The following is a 21,903-nucleotide window of genomic DNA, read 5'->3' as shown; positions in this document are numbered from 1 at the left end:
GATGAGCAACGACGATCGTACCCAGTTCATGCCGACCCCCGGTGGCCGTGGCGCGGACCCTTTCCGCCCGGACCCGGGGCGGCCGCAACCGGCACCCGCGACGGCGCCGCTGTCGATGCCGGCCGCGCCGCTGTTGACCGGCAAGGCCCAGGGCCTCAACCCGCTGGAGAGCGCCGCCGGCCCGCTGCTGGCCCTGCTGACGCGCTTGCGCAGCACCATCGCCCACCCGGCACCGGCCAGCTTGCGCGCCCAATTGCTGGCCTACCTGCGCCAGTTCGAAGAGCGCGCCGAAGCCGCCGGCGTGGTGCGCAACGACGTCTTGCTGGCCCGCTACGCCTTGTGCACCGCGCTGGATGAGGCGGTGCTGAGCACGCCTTGGGGCGGCACCAGCGACTGGGGCAAGCAGAGCCTGTTGATCACCGTCCACAACGAAGCCTGGGGCGGCGAGAAAGTCTTCCAGTTGCTGGAGCACTGCCTGCAAAGCCCGCGCGAGCGTCTGTACCTGCTGGAGCTTTTGTACCTGTGCATGTGCCTGGGTTTCGAAGGGCGCTATCGGGTCATGAACGACGGCCGCAGCCAACTGGAAGCGCTGCGCGAACGCACCGCAGCGGTCATCCGCAGCGCCCGTGGCGACTACGAACGCGAGCTGTCGCCGCACTGGCGTGGGGTCACCGTGGCCCGCGATCGCCTGGCGCAGTTCATGCCGCCATGGATCGCCGTGGCCATTGGCGTCGCCCTGTTGCTGGCGTTGCTGTTCGGCCTGCGCATGAAGCTGGCCGCTGATGCCGAGCCGGTGTTCAAGAATATTCATTTCCTCGGCGAAATCCCGGTGCAGACCATCGACCGCCCAGTGGTCCAGCCGAAAGTGATCGAACGTCCGCGCCTGGCCGGGTTCCTCGCCGATGAAATCAGAGCCGGCCGGATTGCTGTGGAAGACGCCGTCGACCGCTCGGTGGTGACCATCCGTGGCGATGAACTGTTCGCCTCCGGCAGCGCCAGCATCAAGGATGATTTCCAGCCGTTGATGCTGCGCATCGCCGATGCCGTGCGCAAGGTCAAGGGCCAGGTGCTGGTGACCGGCCACAGCGACAATCGCCCGATCGCGACCTTGCGGTTTCCGTCCAACTGGGCCTTGTCCGAAGCACGGGCCAGGTCGGTGCTGGACATTCTTTCGGCCAAGACCGGCCAGCCCGAGCGCTTCAGCGCCGAAGGCCGCAGCGACACCGAGCCGTTGGCGTCCAACGCCACGACCGAGGGGCGGGCGCGCAATCGTCGGGTTGAAATCACAGTATTGGCGGAGGGGGTCGAGTGAAGGCGTTTTTCAGTTTCATGACCCGTTGGGTCATCCCGTTGCTGGGGCTGATCGCCCTGAGCCTGATCATCTGGTTCGTCGGCCCGCTGCTCGATTGGCTGGTGCCTGAAGGGCGCCGTTGGGCGCTGATCATCCTGGTGTTTGCGGTATGGATCGCCTATCGCCTGTTCCGCATCATCCAGGCCCGCCGGCAGGCCGCCGAAGTCATGCGCAGCCTGGCCGCGCAGACTCCGCCGGACCCGACCAGCATCGCCACCGCCGAAGAGCTCGAAACCTTGCGCCAGCGCATGGACGAGGCCCTGGCCTTGCTCAAGAAAGCCAAGCTGGGCGGTGACGAGCGGCGCAATCTCTACGAGTTGCCGTGGTACGTGATCATCGGCCCACCGGGCTCGGGCAAGACCACCGCACTGGTCAACTCAGGGCTGCATTTCCCGCTGGCGGCGCAATTGGGCGCCGGCGCGGTGCGCGGTGTCGGTGGCACGCGCAACTGCGACTGGTGGTTTACCGACGAGGCGGTGTTGCTCGACACCGCCGGTCGCTACACCACCCAGGACAGCGATGCGACCGTCGACAAGGCCGCGTGGCTGGGCTTCCTCGGCCTGCTGAAAAAACAGCGGGCGCGACGCCCGATCGATGGCGCGTTCATCGCCATCAGCCTCTCGGACCTGCTGTTGGGCAGCGACGCCGAACGTGCCGCCCACGCGGCGGCAATCCGCCTGCGGATCCAGGAGTTGTACACGCAGCTGGGCGTGCGTTTCCCGGTGTACCTGATGCTCACCAAGCTCGACCTGGTGCCGGGGTTCATGGAGTACTTCGACAACCTGAGCAAGGAAGAGCGTGCCCAGGTCTGGGGCATGACTTTCACCCTGGACGACGGCAAGAGCAATGACAGCCCGCTGGCGCACCTGCAAAGCGAATTCGCCCTGCTCGAGCAGCGCCTCAACGACCGCCTGGTCGAGCGCCTGCAACAGGAACGCGACCCGGCGCGGCGCGACCTGATCTACGGCTTCCCGCAGCAGTTCGGTGCATTGAAGGATTGCCTGCAAAGCTTCCTCGACGGCGTGTTCAAACCCAATGCGTTCGAAGAGCGTGTGTTGCTGCGTGGCGTGTATTTCACCAGCGGCACCCAGGAAGGCAGCCCGATCGATCGCCTGATCGGCTCCATGGCCCAAAGCATGAACCTGGACCGCCAGCACCTGGCGCGCCAGACCGGTACCGGGCGCAGTTACTTCATCGAAAAACTCTTCAGCGCCGTGGCGTTCGCCGAGCGCGGGCTGGTGGGCGTGGACCCGAAGGTCGAGCGTCGGCGCAAATGGATAGCCCGTGGTGTGCTGGCGTCTACCGTGCTGGTGGTGCTGGTGGTCGGCACGTTGTGGTGGGTCAGCTACCGCGCCAACCAGGCCTATATCGCCCAGGTCGATCAGAAGGTCGCGCCATTGGGCCAGACCGTGCAGAACCTCAGCCCGGCCCAGCGCGACGTGCTCGCGGTGTTGCCGTTGCTCAATGCCGTCAAGCATTTGGCCGGTGACGCGCCCGACTGGGCCGAAGGCCTGGGCCTGTATCAAGGCGACATGCTCGAAGCCGAGTCCGGCAGCGTCTACCGCAAGCTTTTGATCGCGGTGTTCGCGCCCCGCCTGCTGACGCGCATCGAAGAGCAACTGCACAGCGGCGGCAATTCGGACTTCCTCTACGAAGGCTTGAAGGCTTACCTGATGCTCGCCGACAACGAGCATTACGACGCCGACTTCATCAAGGCCTGGATCGCCCTCGATTGGGACCGCAGCCTGCCGCGCGACCTGCCGGCCGAACAGCGTCAGGCTTTGACCGGGCATTTGCAGGCGCTGTTCGAGCGGCGTCCGCCGACCGCGCGCCTGGACCCACGCCTGATCGAAGACCTGCGCCGCCAGCTGCAACAATTGCCGGTGGCCCAGCGCGTCTACGACCGCATCAAACGGCAGAAGCTGCCCGACGGCATCCCCGACTTCCGCATCAACGAAGCCGCCGGGCGTGACGCCGCGCTGGTGTTCAGCCGCAAGAGCGGCAAGCCGTTGGGCGAGCCGCTGAGCGGCTTCTTCACGGTCAAGGGTTACCGCCAAGGCTTCTTGCTCAGCAGCCTGAGCCAGACCGGCACCCTGGCTGAAGAGCAATGGGTGCTGGGCTTTGAGCAGGCCGACCAGCAGAACGTCGCCAGCCTCGCCGCCGATGTGCGTCGCTTGTACTTCCAGGACTACATGCGCCAATGGGACGCCTTGCTGGCCGACATCGACTTCGTCCCGATCACCAGCGTGGCCCAGGCCGCCGATGTGCTGCGGGTGATTTCCGGCCCGACCTCGCCGCTGAAAAAACTGCTGGTGGCGGTGGCGAAGGAAACCGACCTGCAACAGGACGAACGCCTGCTCGCCGCCCAAGGCGTACCGGCGGGCGACGGCGTGGACAAGCTCAAGGAGCGCCTCGGCAGCCTGCTCGGCCAGGAGCAGGCAACGCCAAACGCGCCGCAAACCAGCGATGATCCGATCACCGCGCACTTCGCCGAGCTCAACAGCATCGTCAGCAAGAGCGAAGGCGAACCGGCGGCCATCGACGGCCTGCTGTCCGACATGAACGCCCTGTATGTGCAGGTCAGCGCCATGGTCGGCGCCAGCGGCGACGCCTTGCTCGGCGAGGCCAAGAACCAGGCGTCGGCCGCGGCGACCCGCGTCAGCCTCAACGCCGAACGCCAGCCACCGCTGGTGCAGGGCTTGGTCAAGTCGGTGGTCAACTCCACCACCAATACCATGATGGGCGGGGTGCGCAATCAACTGAACGCCGCCTGGACCAGCGAAGTGGTGAACATCTATCGCCAATCCCTGGCCGGGCGCTATCCGATGTCGCCGGGCAGTGCGCGGGACGCGACCCTCGATGACTTCGGCCAGTTCTTCGGCGTCGGCGGGGTGATGGACAACTACTTCCGCAAATACCTGCAACCGTACGTGGATACCTCGACGCAGACTTGGCGCTGGCAGCCGGGCGCCGCGCAGAAGCTCGGGATTTCCCCGGGTGTGCTGCAAACCTTCCAGCGCGCGGCGACCATTCGCGATGCGTTCTTCCGTTCCGGCGGCACGCAGCCGATGGTGCGCTTCGAGCTCAAGCCGGTGGCGATGGATTCGACCATCACCCAATTCCTGCTCGACCTCGACGGCCAGCAGTTGAGCTACGACCACGGCCCGAGCCGGCCGACCGCCATGCAATGGCCGAACCCGGGCAGCATCGGTGTGGTGCGCATCTCGATCATGCCGCCGTCGTCCAGCGGTCGTTCCGGCATCACCTTGGATGGGCCATGGGCCTGGTTCCGATTGCTGGAGCAGTCGGACCTGACCGCTGGCAACTCGCCGGATCGCTTCAACCTGCGGCTGCGGGTCGATGGCGCCAGCGCCTCTTACGAGTTGCGGGCCAACAGCGCCTTCAACCCATTCAAGAGCCGGGTACTCAGTGGCTTCAGCCTGCCGGAGCGTCTATGAGCAGTACAGCGGGTTTCTATGGAAAGTTGGCCAGCCGTGGGGACTTCGTCAGCCGTGGCTTGCCGCAGAGTTTTATCGGCCCGTGGGACTCGTGGCTGGCGGCGGGTTTGCTCGCCAGCCAGGCCAGCCTCGGCGAGCGTTGGCTGGATGCCTATCTGGTCAGCCCGCTGTGGCGCTTCATGGTCGCGCCCGGCGTTTGCGGGCCGGACGCTGCGGTTGGCGTGGTGATGCCAAGCATTGACCGGGTCGGGCGGTATTTCCCGCTGACCGTTGCAGCGTTGCTCGACCCGGATGCCGACCCGGCCTCGGTGGTCGGCGGCGCGGACGACTGGTTCGAGCGGGTCGAGAACCTGCTGTTGAGCACACTGAACGTGGAGGCCAGTTTCGAAGCCTTCAACGCGGAGCTGGAAACCCTGGATGACCCGATGTACCTGCCGCGCACCCCGAGCAGTCGCTTCGCCAGCCTGCATCGCTTCGATGCCACCGATTCGCAGCGGCGAATGAGCGCCCTCGCCGAGTCGGCTTGCGAAGGCGTCAGCCTGTGGTGGGGCCAGGGTTCGGAGCGCATCGCCCCCGGTTTGATGCGGTGCCAGGGACTGCCGGCCGCCGCTGATTTTGCGCAATTTTTGCTCGGCCAAGAAGGTGTTGTGTAGATGCGTCCAAGTGCTGGAAAAGCCTTCAAGTCTGCAAGCAAAAGCCATGTCGGCATGGTCCGCCAGGTCAACGAGGACGCCTGCCTGGACCTGCCGGAAAACGGCCTGTGGGTGGTCGCCGACGGCATGGGCGGGCACGCGGCGGGCGACTACGTCAGCAGCCTGATTGTCGACAGCCTGCGTAGCATTGCGGTGGGCCGTTCCCTGGACGAATACATCGCGGCACTGCAAAGCGACCTGCTGCGGGTCAACGCCGCCGTGCGCGAAGAAACCGCCAACCGTGGCGTGACCATGATGGGCAGCACCGTGGTGGTGCTGGCCACGCGCGACCTGCGGGGCATGTGCCTGTGGGCCGGTGACAGCCGCTTGTACCGCTTGCGCGACGGCGTGCTGGAAGGCATCTCGCGCGACCACAGCTATGTCCAGGATCTGCAGGACAGCGGCTTGCTCAGCGAGGCCGAAGCCCGCGTGCATCCGCGGGCCAACATCGTCACCCGCGCCATCGGCGTCGAGGCGCAATTGAACCTGGCGATGACCGAGCTGCTGCTGGTGCCCGGCGACAGCTACCTGCTGTGCAGCGACGGCCTGACCAAGACCGTCGAGGACGAAGAAATCCGAGAAGTATTGAGCCACGACGAGCCCGGCGAAATCGCCAGCAGCCTGGTGTCCCTGGGTCTGATGCGCGGCGCGCCGGACAACATCACCGTGGTCGTTGTGAAGGTGCCGTCATGAGCTTGCCCCTGAATATTGTCATCCCCGGCTACGACATCGATGGCGAGATCGGCGAAGGCGCGATGGCCAGCGTGTACCTGGCGACCCAGCGTTCGCTTGAGCGCAAGGTCGCGTTGAAAGTCATGGCCGCGGCGCTGGCGGCCGACCCGACTTTCTGCGAGCGTTTCTTGCGCGAGGGCAAGACCCTGGCGCGCCTGTCGCACCCGCACACCGTCACCATCCATGACATCGGCAATGTCGGTGAGCTGTACTACATGGCGATGGAATACCTGCCCAACGGCACGCTCAAGGAACGCATCGCCGCGGGCCTGACGCCGGAGCAGGGCCTGACCTACATCCGCCAGATCGCTTCGGCCCTGGGGTACGCCCACGGCCTGGGCCTGGTGCACCGTGACGTCAAGCCGGCCAACATCCTGTTTCGCGCCGATGGCACGGCGGTGCTGTCGGACTTCGGTATCGCCAAGTCCCTGGACGACCGCACCCAGTTCACCCAAGCCGGTTTCGCGGTTGGCACACCGAGCTACATGAGCCCTGAGCAAGCCCGTGGGCAAGACATCGACGGCCGCGCCGACCTGTACGCCCTGGGCGTGGTGCTCTACGAGATCCTCGTCGGCAAGCTGCCGTATATCGGCAACGACGCGCTGTCGACGGCCCTGGCCCACCTGACCGAACCGCTGCCGGAATTGCCGGTGCACCACGGTCGTTACCAGGAAGTGCTGCGCAAACTGCTGGCAAAGGATCCGGCGGAGCGTTTCCCGGATGCGACTGCGTTGCTGCGCGCGTTGGATAACCTGCCAGAGGAATCGTCGGAAGCGACGCTGATCCGGCCGTTGTCGTTTGAGCTGCCTGTCGCGCCGCCTCCGGTGGATGACTTGGCCGGCCTGACGCCCATGTCCATCGACATTCCCAGTGGCCCGGCTTACGCACAACCGCAGCCCAGGCCGGTCCCACCGCCGGTAAAACCGACGCCTCAGTCGCCGGTATCGGAGCAACGCAAGCGGCCAGTGTTCGCCCTGGCCGCCGTTGCGGTCGCCGTGGCGCTGGCCTTGGGCGGCGCAGGTTATTGGTGGTTGGCCGGTGACAATGGCAAAAAAGTGAAGACGCCAGTGACTACGACCACCTCGGTCGAGCCACCGGAAGTGAAGCCACCGAAGGCCCCGGAAGTGCCAGCGGTCAAGCCTCCCGTCGCGCCTCCGGCTCAGCCCCCCGTGGCGACCGAGGCCGATGGCGGCCAGCGACCATTGCTGATGGCCGGTAAAAAAACCCTGTTCCAGCGTGTGCTCAGCAAGCCGGGGGCGAAACTCGCCGACGCGCCGGGCGCCGCAGCGGGCAAGTCGCTGCCGGCGTTCTCGGTGTTGTATGTGTATCAGCGCAAGGACGTGGATGGCAGCGCCTGGGTGCGGGTCGGCGCGGCCACCGACGGGCGCAGCGACGGCTGGCTGCCTGCTGCCCAGGTCAGCGACTGGAAACAGAGCCTGGTGCTCAAGTTCACCGAACGCTCCGGCCGTGCGCCGGTGATGTTCCTGCGCCAGCCCGGCGAAGTGGAAAAGCTCCTGGCGAACCCTTCGGCCGCGAAAAATGCGTTGCTCAAGGCCCAGCAAAGCCCTCAGGACAACCAGCAAGTGCTGGCCCTGGAACCGGCCGCCAGCGCCGTACCGCAAAACCAGTTCTACCTGTTGCCGATCTTCGATTCGCGTGAAAGCTTCGACGACAACGGCCAGCCGGTGCAGTTGCTGAACGTCGCCTCCATCGACCCCGGCAACACGCAAAAGGCCGCGACCAACACGCCGATCACCTCCGCCAATGCCGACGCGTTCCGTACCGCGGTGGTGCTGGTGGTGGACACCACCGTGTCCATGCAGCCCTATATCGATCAGGTCCGCGACGTGGTGCATCAGTTGCAGACCCGCATCGGCGAACGTGGCGAGTTGGACAGCGTCAGCTTCGGCATGGTCGGTTTCCGCAGCAGCATCAAGAAGACCCCGGGCCTGGAGTACACCGCCAAGACTCTGATCACGCTGGAGCAGGGTCGCGACCCGCAACGCTTCCTGGAGATGGCGCGGCAGGTCAAGGCGTCTACCGTGTCGAGCCATTCGTTCAACGAGGATGCGTTTGCCGGGGTCATGGAAGCCGTGGAAGGCATGGACTGGTCCGGTTACGGCGGGCGCCTGATCCTGCTGGTGACCGATGCCGGTGCCCTGCGCAAGAACGACCCGTTTGCCGCGACGCAAATGAACGAGGCCGAAGTGCGCCAGGCGGCGTTGGGCAAGCAGATCAAGATCTACGCCCTGCACCTGCTCAGCGACGCCGGCAAGAAAACCCACGCCGGCGCCCAGACCCAGTACCGCACCCTGACGGCCGACGCCAATCCGCAGATCGGCGACCTGTACATCCCGGTGCCGGGCGCCGACGTGCGCAAGTTCGGCGAGCGGGTCGACGAGATCGGCTCGGTGTTCGCCGATCTCGTGCACCAGGTGCGCAGCAACAAGCCGCAAAGCGTGCCGCTGCTCAGCGCCGCGCCAAGCCTGGCGGACAAATCGGCGGCGGTCGGTTACGCCATGCACATGGATTTCCTCGGCCGCAAGAGCGCCAGCCAGGCGCCGCAACTGGTCAGCGCCTGGACCGCCGACCGCGACCTGACCAACCCGGCGCTGCCGGCGTTCCAGGTCTGCGTGATGCTGACCAAGCTGCAGCTCAACGACCTGCAGCAATCGCTGAAGCTGATCGTCGACGCGGCCCGCAAGACCCAAAGTTCGCCCAAGGATTTCTTCCAGGAAATCGCCAGTGCCAGCGCCTACATGAGCCGCGACCCGTCGGCCCTGCGCAAGGGCGGCAATCTCGCCACCGGCGGCATCCTCGGCGAGTACCTGGAAGGGCTGCCGTACCGCAGCAAGTCGCTGAACATGACCCAGGACCTGTGGCTGTCCTTGAGCGTGGCCGAGCAGGAAGATTTCATCGACGAGCTGGAGTCGAAGATCCGTCTCTACGAAACCTTCCACAACGATCTCGCCAACTGGGTGCGTTTCGGCGATGCCGAGCCGGGCGATGCCTTGTACCGCGTTCCGTTGTCGACGTTGCCGTGATGCTGAACCTGAACGCCGTGCACAAAAGCCGGGGCACCGGCGGCCAGCGCTACAGCCTGGTGATTCCACGGCTGCAACTGCGTGGCGGTGAACAACTGGCGGTAGTCGGCCCCAGCGGCTGCGGCAAGAGCACCCTGCTGGATTTGCTCGCCCTGGTGCTGGCGCCGGATCAGGCCGGGCAATTCGATTTCACGCCCGCCAATACACCGTTGGACATCGCCAAACTGTGGCGTGCGTCGCAACAGGACACCTTGGCCGAGCTGCGCAGCCGTCACCTGGGCTATGTTCTGCAAACCGGAGGCCTGCTGGGTTTCCTGGACGTGCGCGGCAACATCGCGTTGTCGCGCAAATTGCTGGGCTTGAAGGATGACGGCAGCGTGACGCGCCTGGCTGAACAACTGGACATCGCCGATCAACTGGACAAGAAACCGACGGACCTGTCCGTGGGTCAGCGCCAGCGGGTCAGTTGCGCCCGCGCTTTGGCCCATGGCCCGCGCCTGCTGTTGGCCGATGAGCCGACCGCCGCGCTGGACCCGTTGAACGCCGAGCGCGTCATGCACTTGCTGGTGACCCAGGCCCGCGAGCAGGGTGTGTGCTGCGTCGTTGCCACCCATGACGAGGCGCTGGCCCGCGCCAGCGGCTTGCAGGTGCGGCGTATCAGCTGCCGTCGCGACACGGACGGCGGCGTCACCGCCACCCTTGGGGAGGCTTGCTGATGCGCGGCGCGCTGGTGGCTTCCCTGGCCTGGCAGGATTATCGCAACGACGCCTGGCTGTCGGCCTGTTCGGTGCTGGCGCTGGTCGCGGTGGTGGCGCCATTGCTGGTGTTGTTCGGCTTGAAGTTCGGCCTGGTCAGCAGCCTGACCGAACGCCTGGAACGTGACCCCGCGACCCGGGAAATCATCCCCCTCGGCGGTGGCCGTTTCAGCGCCGGATTCGTCGAACAACTGGGGCAGCGCAACGACGTGGCTTTCGCCTTGCCGCGCACTCGGCAGATCGCGGCCACGGCAGACCTGAGCAATGAGGCTTCGGCGGTCACGGTCGAAATGATTCCCACGGCCAAGGGCGATCCGCTGTTCGACCAACTGCCGGTGCCGCAAGGCCTGGAGCAAGTGGTGCTCAGCCAGACCGCCGCGGAAAAACTCGGCGCCAAGGCCGGCGATTGGTTGCAGGCCAGTTTCGGCCGGCAGGTGGCTGGCCGCAGCGAGGCGCAGCGCACTCGGGTGCAGGTGCTGCAGGTGCTGCCGCTGGAGGCCTTCGCCCGGGACGGTCTGTTCGCGCCACTGGCATTGCTTGAGGCGGCGGAGGACTACCGCGACGGCCGGGCCGTGCCCGCGTTCGGCTGGCCGGGCGATGCACTGGGCGACGCTGGGCAGCGGGTTTATCCGGCGTTTCGTTTGTATGCCCGCAGCCTCGGCGATGTCGAGCCGCTGCGCCAGTACTTCGCCGGACAGAACCTGCTGGTGTCGACCCAGGCCCAGACCATCGCACAAGTGCAATCGTTGAGCCGCAACCTGTCGATCGTGTTCTGGATCATCGCCGGCTTGGCGCTGGCCGGTGCGTTCGCGGCGATTTTTGCCGGTGCCCTGGCGGCCGTCGAGCGCAAGCGCCGGGAGCTGTCGGTGTTGCGCCTGTTGGGTGTGTCCACCGCGGCGCTGTTGTTGTTCGTGGTCTTGCAGGCGCTCTACAGCGCCACGTTTGCGGCCCTGCTGAGTGCTGGCCTGTATGGCCTGGCGCAGTCGGGCCTGAATCATTTATTTGCGCAGATGCCCGGCGAATACGCCAGCCATCTGCTGGTGCGTCATTACACCTTGGCCCTGGTGGCCGTGCTCGGCGTCAGTGCCGTTGCGGCGGTCTGTGGCGGTTGGCGGGTGGCGCGCATCCAGGCGTGTGAAGGAATTCGCGATGTATAAGTTATTGGGCGCCGCCGTGGCGCTGAGCCTGGCCGGTCTGGTCTGGGCTGATGAAGGCACGGATAAACTGGATAACCCCAAGCCATTGCCCGACGACGTCAGCCTGCCGCTGCCGTGCGAGGGGCAGATGGTGTTCCGCTACGTCTACATCCTCGCCCAGGGCACCCTGGACGACCGCGAGATCAGCCTCGGCTACCCGTTCAGTGAAGGCGAGGCGGGCTATCAACAGTCGTTCATTTCCGGCTACCGGCGCGATTTCATCAACGGCCAGTTCACCCTCAAGGACTTGCCCAAGGACTGGAACAAGACCATCACGCCGTTGATGCCCAAGACTGACGCCAAGACGCCGCTCAAGCCGATGCTGTACTTCATCGGCAAATACGAGGTTACCGCCCGCCAGTACGCCCAGGTCATGGCGCAGGCGCAATCGCTGGCCAGCGGCGAGCCGGCACCGGCCTGCGAGGCGCTGCTGGCCGAGTTGCCCCAAGGCATGGCCGGGCGCTTGCCCAAGGTGAAGCTGTCGAAGTTCGAGGCCGAGCGCTTCTCGGCGGTATACAGTGCCTGGCTGATGAAATACCACAAGGACCTGTTGCCGGTCAGCGGCCGCGGTACCTCCGCTGAAGACGGTGGGCTGGGCTTCGTGCGCCTGCCCACCGAGGTCGAATGGGAATTCGCCGCCCGTGGTGGACATGCCGTGAGCCGCCAGGACCTGGAAGGACGATTGTTTCCGCGCCGCCTGGAAGGCAGCGAAAGCGACGGGCCATTGGCCGAGTGGGCGGTGTTCAACCAGGTCGCCGGCGGCACCGGCCAGGCGGCGCGACTGATGCCCATCGGCACCAAGCTGCCGAACCCGATCGGGTTGTTCGACGTGGTGGGTAACGCCGCCGAGATGGTCCAGGAATCCTTCCAGCTTGTGCACGCCGGCCGCCGTCAGGGCGCCTATGGCGGTTTTGTAGTCAAGGGTGGCAACTACCTGGAAGGCGAGGGCACGTTGTTTACCGGCATGCGCCGCGAGTACCCGTTGTTCGCCGCCGATGGCACCGAACAGAGCAACGAAACCACCGGCTTTCGCGTGGCCGTCGGGGCGTTGTCGGCGCCGCGCTCGCGCTACAAGGAATTGTTCGCCCAATGGCAGAAGGAAGGCCGGCTCGCGTCCCTCACCGATGCCATCGACGATGCCGAAGACCCGACCAAGCGCCTGGACAGCATCATCGCCGCCAGCGCCGACCCGCGCCTGCAAGCCGAGCTGGGATTGGTCAACGAAGAACTCAAGCGCAACGTCTCGCTCATTGCCCAGCAGCGCGAGGAAGCGGCGGGCAACCTGATCCAGTCTTCGGCCCTGGTGGCGGAGACCATCAACAACTACAACATTCGCCTGACCAACCTGCAAAACAGCCGGCAGGCGGCCCTGGACGCCAAGGACGAGGCCAGCGCCACGTTGTTCGCCACGGCCATCGACAACGGCCGCAGCGCGCTGGATGGCGCGGTGGCGATCTACATCGACAACCTGGCAACCGGCACGCGCTACACCGATGCCGTGATCCAGGCGCAATTCCAGCGCATCAAGGAAGAGCTGGAGCGCAAACCGGTACTGGGCAAGAGCCTGGTGGCGCGTGCAACGTTATTCGTTCGTCATGTCGGGGATTATCGTCAGCAGAAACGAGCCGACCCGGCGGCGATATTGAAGGAATTGCTCGCATCGAGCGCTCAGCGGTCTTGAGTGTTCGTTGTCAGCGAGCTTGGAAGGGACTCAGGCGGCGATAGGGCTGTGCTGAGCTGGTCAAAACTTAAACGAGAACACAACTATGCTTTTCTCCCGTAAACCTTTTGCTTCGGTTTCCAAGCGTCATTTGCTGATGGTCGCTGTTGGCTTCAGCACCGTGCTGACCGGCTGCGCCACGTCGCCGACCTCCAAGGTCGCTTCGAGCACCAAGGTCGAGTACTACCCGAACTGCTACGAGCCGGTGCAGCACCTGCGCTCCACTGAAGGCAACATGACCAAGTCGGTGGTCACCGGCGCAGCCGTCGGCGCCGTCGGCGGTGCCTTGCTGGGCGCGCTGACCGCTGACAAGGAAGACCGTGGCCGCAATGCCGCCATCGGTGCCGCGGGCGGCGCCCTGGCCGGTGGCGCAGCCGGTTACTACACCGAGCGCCAGAAGCAGATCGCCGATGACAACATGCGCATCGCCTCCTACGCCGCCGATGTCAGCAAAAGTGCTTCGGACATCGACCGCAGCACCGCGTACGCCAAGGCTTCGCAACAGTGCTACCAGAACGCGTTCAGCAAACTGGTCGCCGACCGCAAGGCCAAGACCGTCAACGACACCGAAGGCCGCAAGCGCTTGGCGGAAATCGTTGCCGGCCTGAAAGAGTCCAACGACCTGATCGTCGCCGTGAACGGCAAAGCCGCCGAAGACCTGAACAACTACACCCAGGCCTATGAAAAAGACCTGCAGCAAGTGGGTGTGCAGCGTACCGACGTGGTGACCGTGGCCACTGCTGATACCACGCAAGTTGTGGCGGCACAGACCAGCACCAAGAATAAAAAGAAAGTGACGCCGGCGAAGAAGAAAGAGCTGCCAACCGTGCCGAAAGAAGCGGTCGCCACCGAGAAGACCCTGCAGACTGCCAAGGCCAAGCAGGATGAAGGCAAGCAGGTCGCCAGCGCCGGCACCACCCAGGTCAACAGCATGTGCAAAAACCCGGACCTGGGCGATTGGGCACCGGTGCCTTGCCCGAATGTCTGATTGATTGATGACGGTTGGTCACTCCCTCAGGGGGGTGATCATCGCGTAAAACCTGTGGGAGCGCGCTTGCTCGCGATAGCGTCCGTTCAGTTGGCATTGATGTCGACTGAGGCACCGCTTTCGCGAGCAGGCTCGCTCCCACAGTTTTTTGTGTGTAGCTGAAAGATCCGCATCAACCCCAAATCCCTGTGGGAGCGAGCCCGCTCGCGAAAGCGTCCGTTCAGTCGGCATCAATGTAAAACGTGACTTGGCAGTCATCATGCAGGATTACAGGTCTATCTTCCGCAAACCGGATTCGATGATGGCGTTCTGGTGCGGAATCGCTAAACTGCGCCGGCCGTTCATTTTCTCACGAGGCTGTGCCCATGAAATTTCGTTTGCTGCTGTGGATGCTCGGGTTGTTGATGGGCAAGGCCAGTCGTAACAATCCGGCGTTCCAGCAACAGTTGGCCGACCGGGAGTTGGTGTTCCAGTTGCAAACCCTGGACGGCAAGGTCGCCAGGCATTACACCGTGAAGAACCAGCGCATCACCAGCCACTCCGGTGTCTACCCGACACCGGCCTTCGCCATCGCCTTCAAGGATGCAGCCTATGGCTTCGCCACGATGCAGGCGAAGAACAAGCAGTTGGCATTCATGACCGGGATCCAGGACAAGTCGATCCAGATCAAAGGCAACCCGGCGCTGGTGATTTGGTTTCAGGGGTTGATGAAGTACCTGAAGCCGAGGAAACCGAAGAAGGTTTAACCAAGATCCCTGTTTGGTCCGGGGTCATGGTTAACACCCGTGGCGAGGGAGCTTGCTCCCGCTGGGCTGCGCAGCGGCCCCAAGATGGGCTGGCGCGATCCTTCAGGCGGATCGCGTCGGCTGGTTTCGCGACTGCTGCGCAGCCGAGCGGGAGCAAGCTCCCTCGCCACGGAGGCTCATCAGTGAGCTTGTCCAGCAGCTGATCAATGGCTGAACTGCGAAGCCAGTTCCCGCAGCAGCACTTCGGCTTCGAGCACTTTGCTCACCACGTCGTTGGCCTTTTCCCGGGTCAGCCCCACGCGTTCGAGCAGCGAGTCCGGGATGTCCTCGTCCGGGCCCGAGCCGATGCTGCGCGAGCGCAGCAGGCGCACGGCCAGGCACACCAGGTTCGGGTAGGCGGCGTATTCGCCGTCATAGTGCGGGTCGTGCTGGAAGCGCAGGGCGGTGGCCAGTTCGTCGGGCATGTCCCAGTAGCGCATCAGCCAGGCGCCAATCTGCTCGCGACTGATGCCCAGCAAGTGCTGCTCCACGTAGCTGTGGCACAGGTGCGGGTTGACCTCCAAGTGCCGGCAGATCAGTGAGAAATGCGGCGGGAACACGTGGGCCAGCAACAGATAGCCGAAGTTGTGCAGCAGCCCCGACAGGTAGGTCAGGCCGCCTTCGGGGCGCTGGGCGCGCGGCATGGCGCGGGTCAGGCCTTCGATGACGGCTGCGGTGTAGATCGATTGTTGCCAGTAAGGCGTGGTGTGTTGCGGATGGTCCTTGGGCAGGCTCAGGGTCTTGCCCAGGGCCAGGCCCAGCGCCAGGTTGATCACCAGGTCGAAGCCCAGCACCCGGACAATCGCGTCTTCCACCGAGCGAATCTTGCCCGGCGAGGCGTAGTACGGCGACGCGGCCCAGCTCACCACTTGCGCGGCCAGGGCCGGGTCGGTTTCCACCACGCCAGTGATGTCATCAATGGTCGCGTCGGGATCGACCCGCAACTTGATGATCTTCTGCGCGGTTTCGGCCAGCGGCGGAATCTCGATGGTTTCTTCCAGGCGTTGCTGGATACGCCGCGCGGTGAAGGCCTGCACGGCCATGGTGATTTCCTTGCGGTCGTCGTCCGGGCGGTCCAGGTTTGGCGTGATATTGCTCAAAGGCTCGCCGAACGTCGCGGCGCTGGCCTTGGTGAGCATGGTCTTGAAGGCTTCGCTGGTGACTTCCAGCAGCAGCCCCGGCTCGCCGGAATTGATCAACAGTTTCGGCTCGCGCAGCAGGCCTTCTTCATACAGGCACGGCGAGCTGGTCAGCGCTGGCAGGCCGGGCAGCAGGCTCAGGTTGTGCTTGCCGAGCATGCGTTCCAGGCGCTCGGTCGGCACAGCCGTGAGTTTACGACCGGTGAGCTCGGCCAGCCGGTTGAGGTCCAGCAACTGGTTTTGCGGAAACAGGACCATGAGCGCGCCGACAGCGTCGTGCAACAGCACGGCCTGCACTTTACGAGCGGGGTTCAAGCCCGGTCGCTCGATGACTTTGTCAAAGGCGATGCCCAATTTCTCGAGCAACTGCCGAATAACAGACGGAGCGTGCGGGGTTTCGGGGACGAGGGCAGCTTCGGTCATGGTCTGTATCCGTTTTCCTACAAGTTGGTCAGTATAACCAGCTTGTCGGGCAGGCGCGTCCAGAAAACTGAGCGCGTGCTCACACTTGGCCGTATTGCTGCCCGTGGCGCAACCAGCGATCCAACAGCGGGCTGACGTGGTCCGGCCAGCGCTCCAGCAACGCCTGGGCGGCGTCGCGGACAGCAGGGAGCAGGTCGGCGTCGCGCATCAGGTCGGCTACCTTGAATTGAAGCAGACCGGTCTGGCGCGTGCCGAGCATTTCACCCGGGCCGCGCAGTTCGAGGTCTTTTTCGGCGATGACGAAACCGTCATTGGTTTCACGCATGATGCCCAGCCGCTGGCGGCCGATCTGTGACAGCGGCGGGTGGTACAGCAACACGCAATGGCTGGCCGCGCTGCCCCGGCCGACCCGGCCACGCAACTGGTGCAACTGCGCCAGGCCCAGGCGCTCGGGGTTCTCGATGATCATCAGGCTGGCGTTGGGCACGTCGACGCCGACCTCGATCACCGTGGTCGCAACCAGCAATTGCAAGGCGCCGGCCTTGAATTCGGCCATGACCGCGGCTTTCTCGGCAGGCTTCATGCGACCGTGGATCAGCCCGACCTTCAGTTCGCCAAGGGCGGCGGTGAGGTCCTCGAAGGTGGTTTCAGCCGCCTGGCAGGTCAGCTCTTCCGATTCCTCGATCAAGGTGCACACCCAATAGGCTTGCCGGCCTTCGGCGCAGGCGCTGCGCACGCGCTCGATCACTTCGACCCGCCGGGTGTCGGTGACCAGCACGGTGTTGACCGGCGTGCGGCCGGGCGGCAGTTCGTCGAGGATCGAGGTGTCGAGGTCGGCGTAGGCGCTCATCGCCAGGGTCCGCGGAATCGGTGTGGCGGTCATGATCAACTGGTGCGGGCACATTCGTCCGCCCACGCCTTTCTGCCGCAGGGCCAGGCGTTGCTGGACGCCGAAGCGGTGTTGTTCGTCGATGATCACCAAGGCCAGGTTCTTGAACTGCACTTCGTTCTGGAACAGGGCGTGCGTGCCGACCACCATCGGCGCGCCCTCGGCTATCTGCGCCAGGGCGGCGACGCGGTTCTTGCCCTTGAGCTTGCCGGCCAGCCAGGCGACTTCAATGCCCAGCGGTTCGAGCCAGCGCTGGAAAGTGATGAAGTGCTGTTCGGCGAGAATCTCGGTCGGCGCCATCAACGCCACCTGATAACCCGCCTCCAGCGCTTGCAGCGCGGCGAGAGCGGCGACCACGGTCTTGCCGGCGCCGACATCGCCCTGGATCAACCGCAGCATCGGCTCGGGCTGGCTCAGGTCGTAGGCAATTTCATTGCCGACCCGTTGCTGGGCGCCGGTGGGGGTGAAACCCAGATTGGCCAGGTAGCGGGCCGGCAGTTCTGTCGCCTTGGGCATGGCCGGGGCGCGCAGCGAGCGCAGGCTTTCGCGCAGGCGTTGCTGGGACAGTTGATGGGTCAATAGCTCTTCGAACGCCAGGCGATGCTGGGCCCAGTGATGTCCAAGGGCGAGTTCTTCGACGTCGGCATCGGCGGGCGGGTGGTGCAGATAACGAATCGCGTCGGCCAACGGCGCCAATTGATAGTCCCGCGCCAGTTCCTTGGGCAGCCAGTCCGGCAGGCTGGTGGGGCCGAGCATCGTCAGGGTCTGCTGGCAGAGCTGGCGCAAGCGCTGTTGGGTCAGGCCTTCGGTGAGCGGGTAGACCGGCGTCAGGGTTTCAGCCACGGGTGGCGGTTCATCGCCGGTAATCGCGCGGTATTCCGGGTGATAAATTTCCAGCCCCGAGGCGCCGGGCCGCGCCTCGCCGTAGCAGCGCACGCGGGTGCCCCGCTTGAGGCCTTCCTTTTGCGCGTTGCTGAAATGGTAGAAGCGCAGGCTGAGCCCACCCGTGCCGTCCTGCAGGCGCACCACCAGGCTGCGCCGCCGGCCCATGACCACGTCGGCGCCGCTGACCGTGCCTTCCACCACCGCATCCTGCCCGGGTCGCAAATGGCCGATGGGCACCACGCGGGTGCGATCCTGGTAACGCAGCGGCAGGTGGAATAGCACGTCCTGGAGGGTTTCCAGGCCGACCTTGGCGAGTTTCTCGGCCATGGCTTCACCGACACCCTTGAGTGCCGTGACCGGCACTTTCGACAGCTCAGTCATGGCAGCGGCTTACTTGGCGGCGGGCGGCTTGGCCACGGAACACAGGCGGATCGAATCGGCGAGGATCTCGATGGCCTTGGGTCGCGGGAAGCTGGCGCGCCAGGCGATGGCAACGGTGCGGAACGGCACCGGCGCGGTCAATGGACGGACTTCGATCACGCCGGGTGAGTAATGATGGCTGTCCACCGCCGACAGCGGCAGGATCGAAATGCCCAGGCCGGAGGCGACCATGTGGCGAATGGTTTCCAGGGAGCTGGATTCCACCGTGGTGTGCTTGGCGCCTTCGCTGCCCTTGGTCAGGGTCGGGCAGGCTTCGAGCACCTGGTCGCGGAAGCAGTGGCCTTCGCCAAGCAACAGCAGGCTCTTGTCATTGAGCAGGGCGGCGTCGATGGTTTTTTTCTGGGTCCACGGGTGTTGGGCCGGCATCAGGACGTAGAACGGCTCGTCGTAGAGCGGCAGGGTCAGGACATCGGCTTCGTTGAACGGCAGGGCGATGATGATCGCGTCCAGCTCACCGTTGCGCAGCTTGTCGCGCAGCACATGGGTGAAGTTTTCTTCGATGTACAACGGCATCTGCGGGGCGACCCGGTGCAGTTGCGGGATCAGGTGCGGGAACAGGTACGGGCCGACGGTGTAGATCGCGCCGACTTTCAGCGGGGCAGTCAGCTGGTTCTTGCCGGCCTGGGCCAGTTCGCGAATGCCCTGGGCCTGTTCCAGGACTTTTTGCGCCTGGGCGACGATGCCTTCACCGACCGGCGTCAGGCGCACCGCGCTTTTGCTGCGCTCGAAAATAAGCACACCGAGTTCGTCTTCAAGCTTTTTCACGCCCACCGACAGCGTCGGTTGGCTGACATGGCAACGCTCGGCCGCATGGCCGAAATGCTGCTCTTGGGCGAGGGTCACGATGTAGCGTAATTCTGTGAGGGTCATGGCGAGCGTCCGTGAAGTTGCAAGCCAAGCATACCGGCTGCAATCGATAGACGCACGTTATCAGACTGGAGGCGCGGTGCGACACTGGCGAATGCCTGTGTGGTCGTTGCCGGATATGAAAAAGGCATCTTTCGATGCCTTGGTTTCATCGTGGCGAGGGAGCTTGCTCCCGCTGGCCTGCGCAGCAGGCCCCGGTTCGGTGGAGGTGATCAGTCTGATGCATTGCATTCACCGGTTTGGGGCCGCTGCGCGGCCCAGCGGGAGCAAGCTCCCTCGCCACAAGATTCACCCTGCCATTGGGTATTTGGGTCAGCGCCGGCGCTTGTCGATGGAGTACAGGAACGGTGCCGTCAGTTCGACCGTGCCGTTGCTCAGCAGGTCGGCCGGTGGCTTGGGCAGCGGTTGGGCGCGGCGGATCATTTCCAGGGTGGCCCGGTCCAGATCGGCGTTGCCTGACTTGCCCACCAATTCGAACGACACCACGTTGCCTTCGGCATCCACCACGAACCGCAAGCGGTTCATGCCTTCCTTGCCACGTGCCTGGGCGCTGGCCGGGTACTTCTTGTACTTGCCCAGGTGCGCCAGCAACGTACCTTGCCAACTGGCCTTGGCGGCCATCTGCGCGGGCGATGGGCCAGGGGCCGGTTGCGCGGACTTCTCCGTCGGTGCCTGGGTCGGCTGAGTGTCGGCGGGCTTTTGCTCCGACGGCGTTTCCTTCGGCGGCTCCGGCTTTTTCTCCACCGGCTTTGGCTTGGGCGGCTGTGGTTTTGGCTTTGGCTTGACCGGTTTGGGCACGGCGATTTCCGCCTTCGGCGCCTCGGCCAGTTTAGGCAGCGGCAGCTCTTCGACCGGCTCGGGCGGTTGCGGCGGCGTGACGACTTTTGGCGGCGCAGGCGGTGGCGGTGCTGGAACCGGCGCCAGTTCGACCATCATCGCCTGGGGAGGCAATTCGATGGGCGCACGCGTCGTCCAGTTCAGCGCCAGTGCGATGGCAAGCGCATGCACGCCCAGCACCACGGCCAGGCTACCGCTGTAACGCGTCAGCTTTTGGCGCGTCGTGATCATTTCTTCGGCGCCGTCTCGAGTCCGACCAGACCGACCTTCAGGTAGCCGGCGCCACGAAGTGCGTCCATCACGCTCATCAGGTCGCCGTAGTCCACGCCTTTGTCGGCCTGGAAGAAGATCGTCGTGTCTTTCTTGCCCTGGGTCCTGGCGTCCAGGGTCGCGCCGAGGCTGTCGACCTTGATTTCCTCTTCACCGAGGAACAGGCGCTGGTCGGCCTTGACGCTCAGGAACACCGGTTTCTCCGGGCGTGGCGAAGGCTTGGCCGTCGACGCGGGGAGGTCTACCTTGATGTCCACGGTGGCGAGCGGGGCGGCCACCATGAAGATGATCAACAGCACCAGCATCACGTCAATGAATGGCGTGACGTTGATTTCGTGGTTCTCGGCCAGATCGTCGTCTGCGCCTTCTTTCAAATGCAGGCCCATGGCCGATTACCCCACTTTCACCATGTGCGGTTGCGAGCTGCGCTCGGGCGGCAGGTGGTCGAGGTCGCGACTGACCAGCAGCAGGACTTCGGCCGAAGCGTCGGAGACCTGGGCCTTGTAGCCGGCAATGGAGCGGGCGAAGACGTTATAGATGACCACGGCGGGGATCGCTGCGACCAGGCCTAAAGCCGTCGCCAGCAAGGCTTCGGCGATGCCGGGAGCAACGACGGCGAGGTTGGTGGTCTGGGTCTTGGCGATGCCGATGAAGCTGTTCATGATCCCCCACACGGTGCCGAACAGGCCGACGAAGGGCGCGGTGGAACCGATGGTGGCGAGCACACCGGTGCCGCTACTCATGTTGCGACCGCAGGCCGCGACCAGGCGCTCGAGACGGAAGCTCACGCGTTCCTTGATGCCTTCCTTCTCGCGGCTGTTGGCCGACAGGCGCATCTCTTCGAGCGCATCGTGCACCAGCAGGTTGGCGAGGGTGCCTTCCTTGCCGGCGGTGGTGCTGGCTTCCTTGAGGGTGGCGGCTTTTTTCAGGGCGGCGATCTCGCCACGCAAGCGGCGCTTGGCACCCAGCAGCTCGAAGCCTTTGGCGATCCAGATGGTCCAGGTGATGATCGAGGCAATGGCCAGGCCGATCATCACGGCTTTGACGACGACGTCGGCGTTCTTGTACATGCCCCAGGGCGACAGGTCGTGGGCCATGCCCAGGGTGTTGTCGGCTTCGAGCACTTGGGGTGCCTCGGCGTCGACGGCCTGGGCCGGATCCGTGGCCACCGGCGTCGCAACAGGGGCGGCCGGGTCGGCAGGTGCCTGTGCGGCAGCAGGCGCGGTGGCCGGTGTCGTGGCGGGCGTCTGTGCATCAGCGAAGGCGGCGCTCGGCGCCAGCACCAGGCTGAGCAGCAAGGCTGCCACGGCGCCCCAGGCGCGAGGTCGGTTGGTTGGCGAAGCGGAAGAAAGAGAGCGTGTCATGCTGGCCGGACCTGAGAGGAAAAGAAGGTTGATGTTCTTCCAGGCCTCGTGAGGCCGAGAACAAAAG

General features: G+C 64.8%; 16 protein-coding genes. 10 read left to right on the top strand and 6 right to left on the bottom strand.

What is annotated here, in order from left to right; all coding sequences use genetic code 11:
• Nucleotide 1 precedes the first annotated feature (1 nt).
• The 10 genes from J3P97_RS26865 to J3P97_RS26820 all read left to right on the top strand — a co-directional run bounded on the left by J3P97_RS26865 (nucleotide 2) and on the right by J3P97_RS26820 (nucleotide 14,682).
• Nucleotides 2-1,312: a DotU family type VI secretion system protein gene (locus tag J3P97_RS26865; RefSeq protein WP_434602264.1), complete on the top strand. Its 1,311-nt coding sequence runs from the start codon at nucleotides 2-4 to the stop codon at nucleotides 1,310-1,312.
• Nucleotides 1,309-4,809, top strand: a complete 3,501-nt coding sequence (tssM, locus tag J3P97_RS26860) for a type VI secretion system membrane subunit TssM (protein WP_434673118.1) — start codon at nucleotides 1,309-1,311, stop codon at nucleotides 4,807-4,809. Before J3P97_RS26865 ends, tssM begins: the two co-directional genes overlap by 4 nt.
• On the top strand, nucleotides 4,806-5,462 hold the full coding sequence (gene tagF / locus J3P97_RS26855; protein WP_434673117.1) for a type VI secretion system-associated protein TagF: 657 nt from the start codon (nucleotides 4,806-4,808) through the stop codon (nucleotides 5,460-5,462). The genes tssM and tagF overlap by 4 nt, the downstream gene beginning before the upstream one ends.
• Nucleotides 5,463-6,194: a PP2C family protein-serine/threonine phosphatase gene (locus tag J3P97_RS26850; RefSeq protein WP_434570876.1), complete on the top strand. Its 732-nt coding sequence runs from the start codon at nucleotides 5,463-5,465 to the stop codon at nucleotides 6,192-6,194. It begins immediately after the preceding gene.
• A complete protein-coding gene (locus J3P97_RS26845; RefSeq protein ID WP_434673116.1) occupies nucleotides 6,191-9,277 on the top strand; it encodes a protein kinase domain-containing protein in 3,087 nt (1,028 codons plus the stop codon). The genes J3P97_RS26850 and J3P97_RS26845 overlap by 4 nt, the downstream gene beginning before the upstream one ends.
• Complete coding sequence (locus J3P97_RS26840; RefSeq protein WP_434570880.1) at nucleotides 9,277-9,993, top strand: ABC transporter ATP-binding protein; 717 nt, start codon at nucleotides 9,277-9,279, stop codon at nucleotides 9,991-9,993. The genes J3P97_RS26845 and J3P97_RS26840 overlap by 1 nt, the downstream gene beginning before the upstream one ends.
• The gene (locus tag J3P97_RS26835; RefSeq protein WP_434673115.1) at nucleotides 9,993-11,189 is read left to right on the top strand and encodes an ABC transporter permease; all 1,197 of its coding nucleotides are present in this window, start codon (nucleotides 9,993-9,995) and stop codon (nucleotides 11,187-11,189) included. The genes J3P97_RS26840 and J3P97_RS26835 overlap by 1 nt, the downstream gene beginning before the upstream one ends.
• Entirely contained in the window at nucleotides 11,182-12,909 is a 1,728-nt protein-coding gene (locus tag J3P97_RS26830) for a formylglycine-generating enzyme family protein (RefSeq protein WP_434570884.1), read from the top strand. The genes J3P97_RS26835 and J3P97_RS26830 overlap by 8 nt, the downstream gene beginning before the upstream one ends.
• 85 nt (nucleotides 12,910-12,994) lie before the next feature.
• The gene (tagQ, locus tag J3P97_RS26825; protein ID WP_305497890.1) at nucleotides 12,995-13,936 is read left to right on the top strand and encodes a type VI secretion system-associated lipoprotein TagQ; all 942 of its coding nucleotides are present in this window, start codon (nucleotides 12,995-12,997) and stop codon (nucleotides 13,934-13,936) included.
• 365 nt (nucleotides 13,937-14,301) lie between these two features.
• A complete protein-coding gene (locus tag J3P97_RS26820; RefSeq protein WP_434673114.1) occupies nucleotides 14,302-14,682 on the top strand; it encodes a helicase in 381 nt (126 codons plus the stop codon).
• Between the two features lie 203 nt (nucleotides 14,683-14,885).
• Here the strand turns inward: J3P97_RS26820 and J3P97_RS26815 are convergent, their stop codons facing one another.
• The 6 genes from J3P97_RS26815 to exbB form a co-directional block, all read right to left on the bottom strand.
• Nucleotides 14,886-16,283 (bottom strand): HDOD domain-containing protein, encoded by a 1,398-nt coding sequence (locus J3P97_RS26815; protein WP_434673113.1) that lies wholly within the window; start codon nucleotides 16,281-16,283, stop codon nucleotides 14,886-14,888.
• Between the two features lie 79 nt (nucleotides 16,284-16,362).
• Entirely contained in the window at nucleotides 16,363-18,438 is a 2,076-nt protein-coding gene (gene recG / locus J3P97_RS26810; protein ID WP_434654704.1) for an ATP-dependent DNA helicase RecG, read from the bottom strand.
• Between the two features lie 9 nt (nucleotides 18,439-18,447).
• Entirely contained in the window at nucleotides 18,448-19,368 is a 921-nt protein-coding gene (locus J3P97_RS26805; RefSeq protein ID WP_030142183.1) for a hydrogen peroxide-inducible genes activator, read from the bottom strand.
• A gap of 309 nt (nucleotides 19,369-19,677) precedes the next feature.
• A complete protein-coding gene (locus J3P97_RS26800; protein WP_305497900.1) occupies nucleotides 19,678-20,433 on the bottom strand; it encodes an energy transducer TonB family protein in 756 nt (251 codons plus the stop codon).
• Nucleotides 20,430-20,858 carry a TonB system transport protein ExbD gene (gene exbD / locus J3P97_RS26795; RefSeq protein ID WP_434602255.1) on the bottom strand — a complete coding sequence of 143 codons (429 nt, stop codon included), beginning with the start codon at nucleotides 20,856-20,858 and terminating at the stop codon, nucleotides 20,430-20,432. Before exbD ends, J3P97_RS26800 begins: the two co-directional genes overlap by 4 nt.
• Nucleotides 20,859-20,864: 6 nt before the next feature.
• Nucleotides 20,865-21,836, bottom strand: a complete 972-nt coding sequence (gene exbB, locus J3P97_RS26790) for a tonB-system energizer ExbB (RefSeq protein WP_434673112.1) — start codon at nucleotides 21,834-21,836, stop codon at nucleotides 20,865-20,867.
• Nucleotides 21,837-21,903 lie beyond the last annotated feature (67 nt).

It is taken from the genome of Pseudomonas sp. R1-15, assembly GCF_051132085.1.
Classification (GTDB): domain Bacteria; phylum Pseudomonadota; class Gammaproteobacteria; order Pseudomonadales; family Pseudomonadaceae; genus Aquipseudomonas.
The sequence above is the reverse complement of the archived record's forward strand: the minus strand, read 5'-3'. Positions and strand labels throughout refer to the sequence as shown.

What these genes read in the sequence shown, in the direction of transcription:
- tagF (WP_434673117.1), top strand. Translation starts at nt 4,806, where the DNA reads ATGAGCAGTACAGCGGGTTTCTATGGAAAGTTGGCCAGCCGTGGGGAC.
- J3P97_RS26815 (WP_434673113.1), bottom strand. Translation starts at nt 16,283, where the DNA reads ATGACCGAAGCTGCCCTCGTCCCCGAAACCCCGCACGCTCCGTCTGTT.
- exbB (WP_434673112.1), bottom strand. Translation starts at nt 21,836, where the DNA reads ATGACACGCTCTCTTTCTTCCGCTTCGCCAACCAACCGACCTCGCGCC.
- J3P97_RS26840 (WP_434570880.1), top strand. Translation starts at nt 9,277, where the DNA reads ATGCTGAACCTGAACGCCGTGCACAAAAGCCGGGGCACCGGCGGCCAG.
- J3P97_RS26805 (WP_030142183.1), bottom strand. Translation starts at nt 19,368, where the DNA reads ATGACCCTCACAGAATTACGCTACATCGTGACCCTCGCCCAAGAGCAG.
- J3P97_RS26820 (WP_434673114.1), top strand. Translation starts at nt 14,302, where the DNA reads ATGAAATTTCGTTTGCTGCTGTGGATGCTCGGGTTGTTGATGGGCAAG.
- recG (WP_434654704.1), bottom strand. Translation starts at nt 18,438, where the DNA reads ATGACTGAGCTGTCGAAAGTGCCGGTCACGGCACTCAAGGGTGTCGGT.
- J3P97_RS26865 (WP_434602264.1), top strand. Translation starts at nt 2, where the DNA reads ATGAGCAACGACGATCGTACCCAGTTCATGCCGACCCCCGGTGGCCGT.
- J3P97_RS26845 (WP_434673116.1), top strand. Translation starts at nt 6,191, where the DNA reads ATGAGCTTGCCCCTGAATATTGTCATCCCCGGCTACGACATCGATGGC.
- tagQ (WP_305497890.1), top strand. Translation starts at nt 12,995, where the DNA reads ATGCTTTTCTCCCGTAAACCTTTTGCTTCGGTTTCCAAGCGTCATTTG.
- J3P97_RS26800 (WP_305497900.1), bottom strand. Translation starts at nt 20,433, where the DNA reads ATGATCACGACGCGCCAAAAGCTGACGCGTTACAGCGGTAGCCTGGCC.
- J3P97_RS26830 (WP_434570884.1), top strand. Translation starts at nt 11,182, where the DNA reads ATGTATAAGTTATTGGGCGCCGCCGTGGCGCTGAGCCTGGCCGGTCTG.
- exbD (WP_434602255.1), bottom strand. Translation starts at nt 20,858, where the DNA reads ATGGGCCTGCATTTGAAAGAAGGCGCAGACGACGATCTGGCCGAGAAC.
- J3P97_RS26850 (WP_434570876.1), top strand. Translation starts at nt 5,463, where the DNA reads ATGCGTCCAAGTGCTGGAAAAGCCTTCAAGTCTGCAAGCAAAAGCCAT.
- J3P97_RS26835 (WP_434673115.1), top strand. Translation starts at nt 9,993, where the DNA reads ATGCGCGGCGCGCTGGTGGCTTCCCTGGCCTGGCAGGATTATCGCAAC.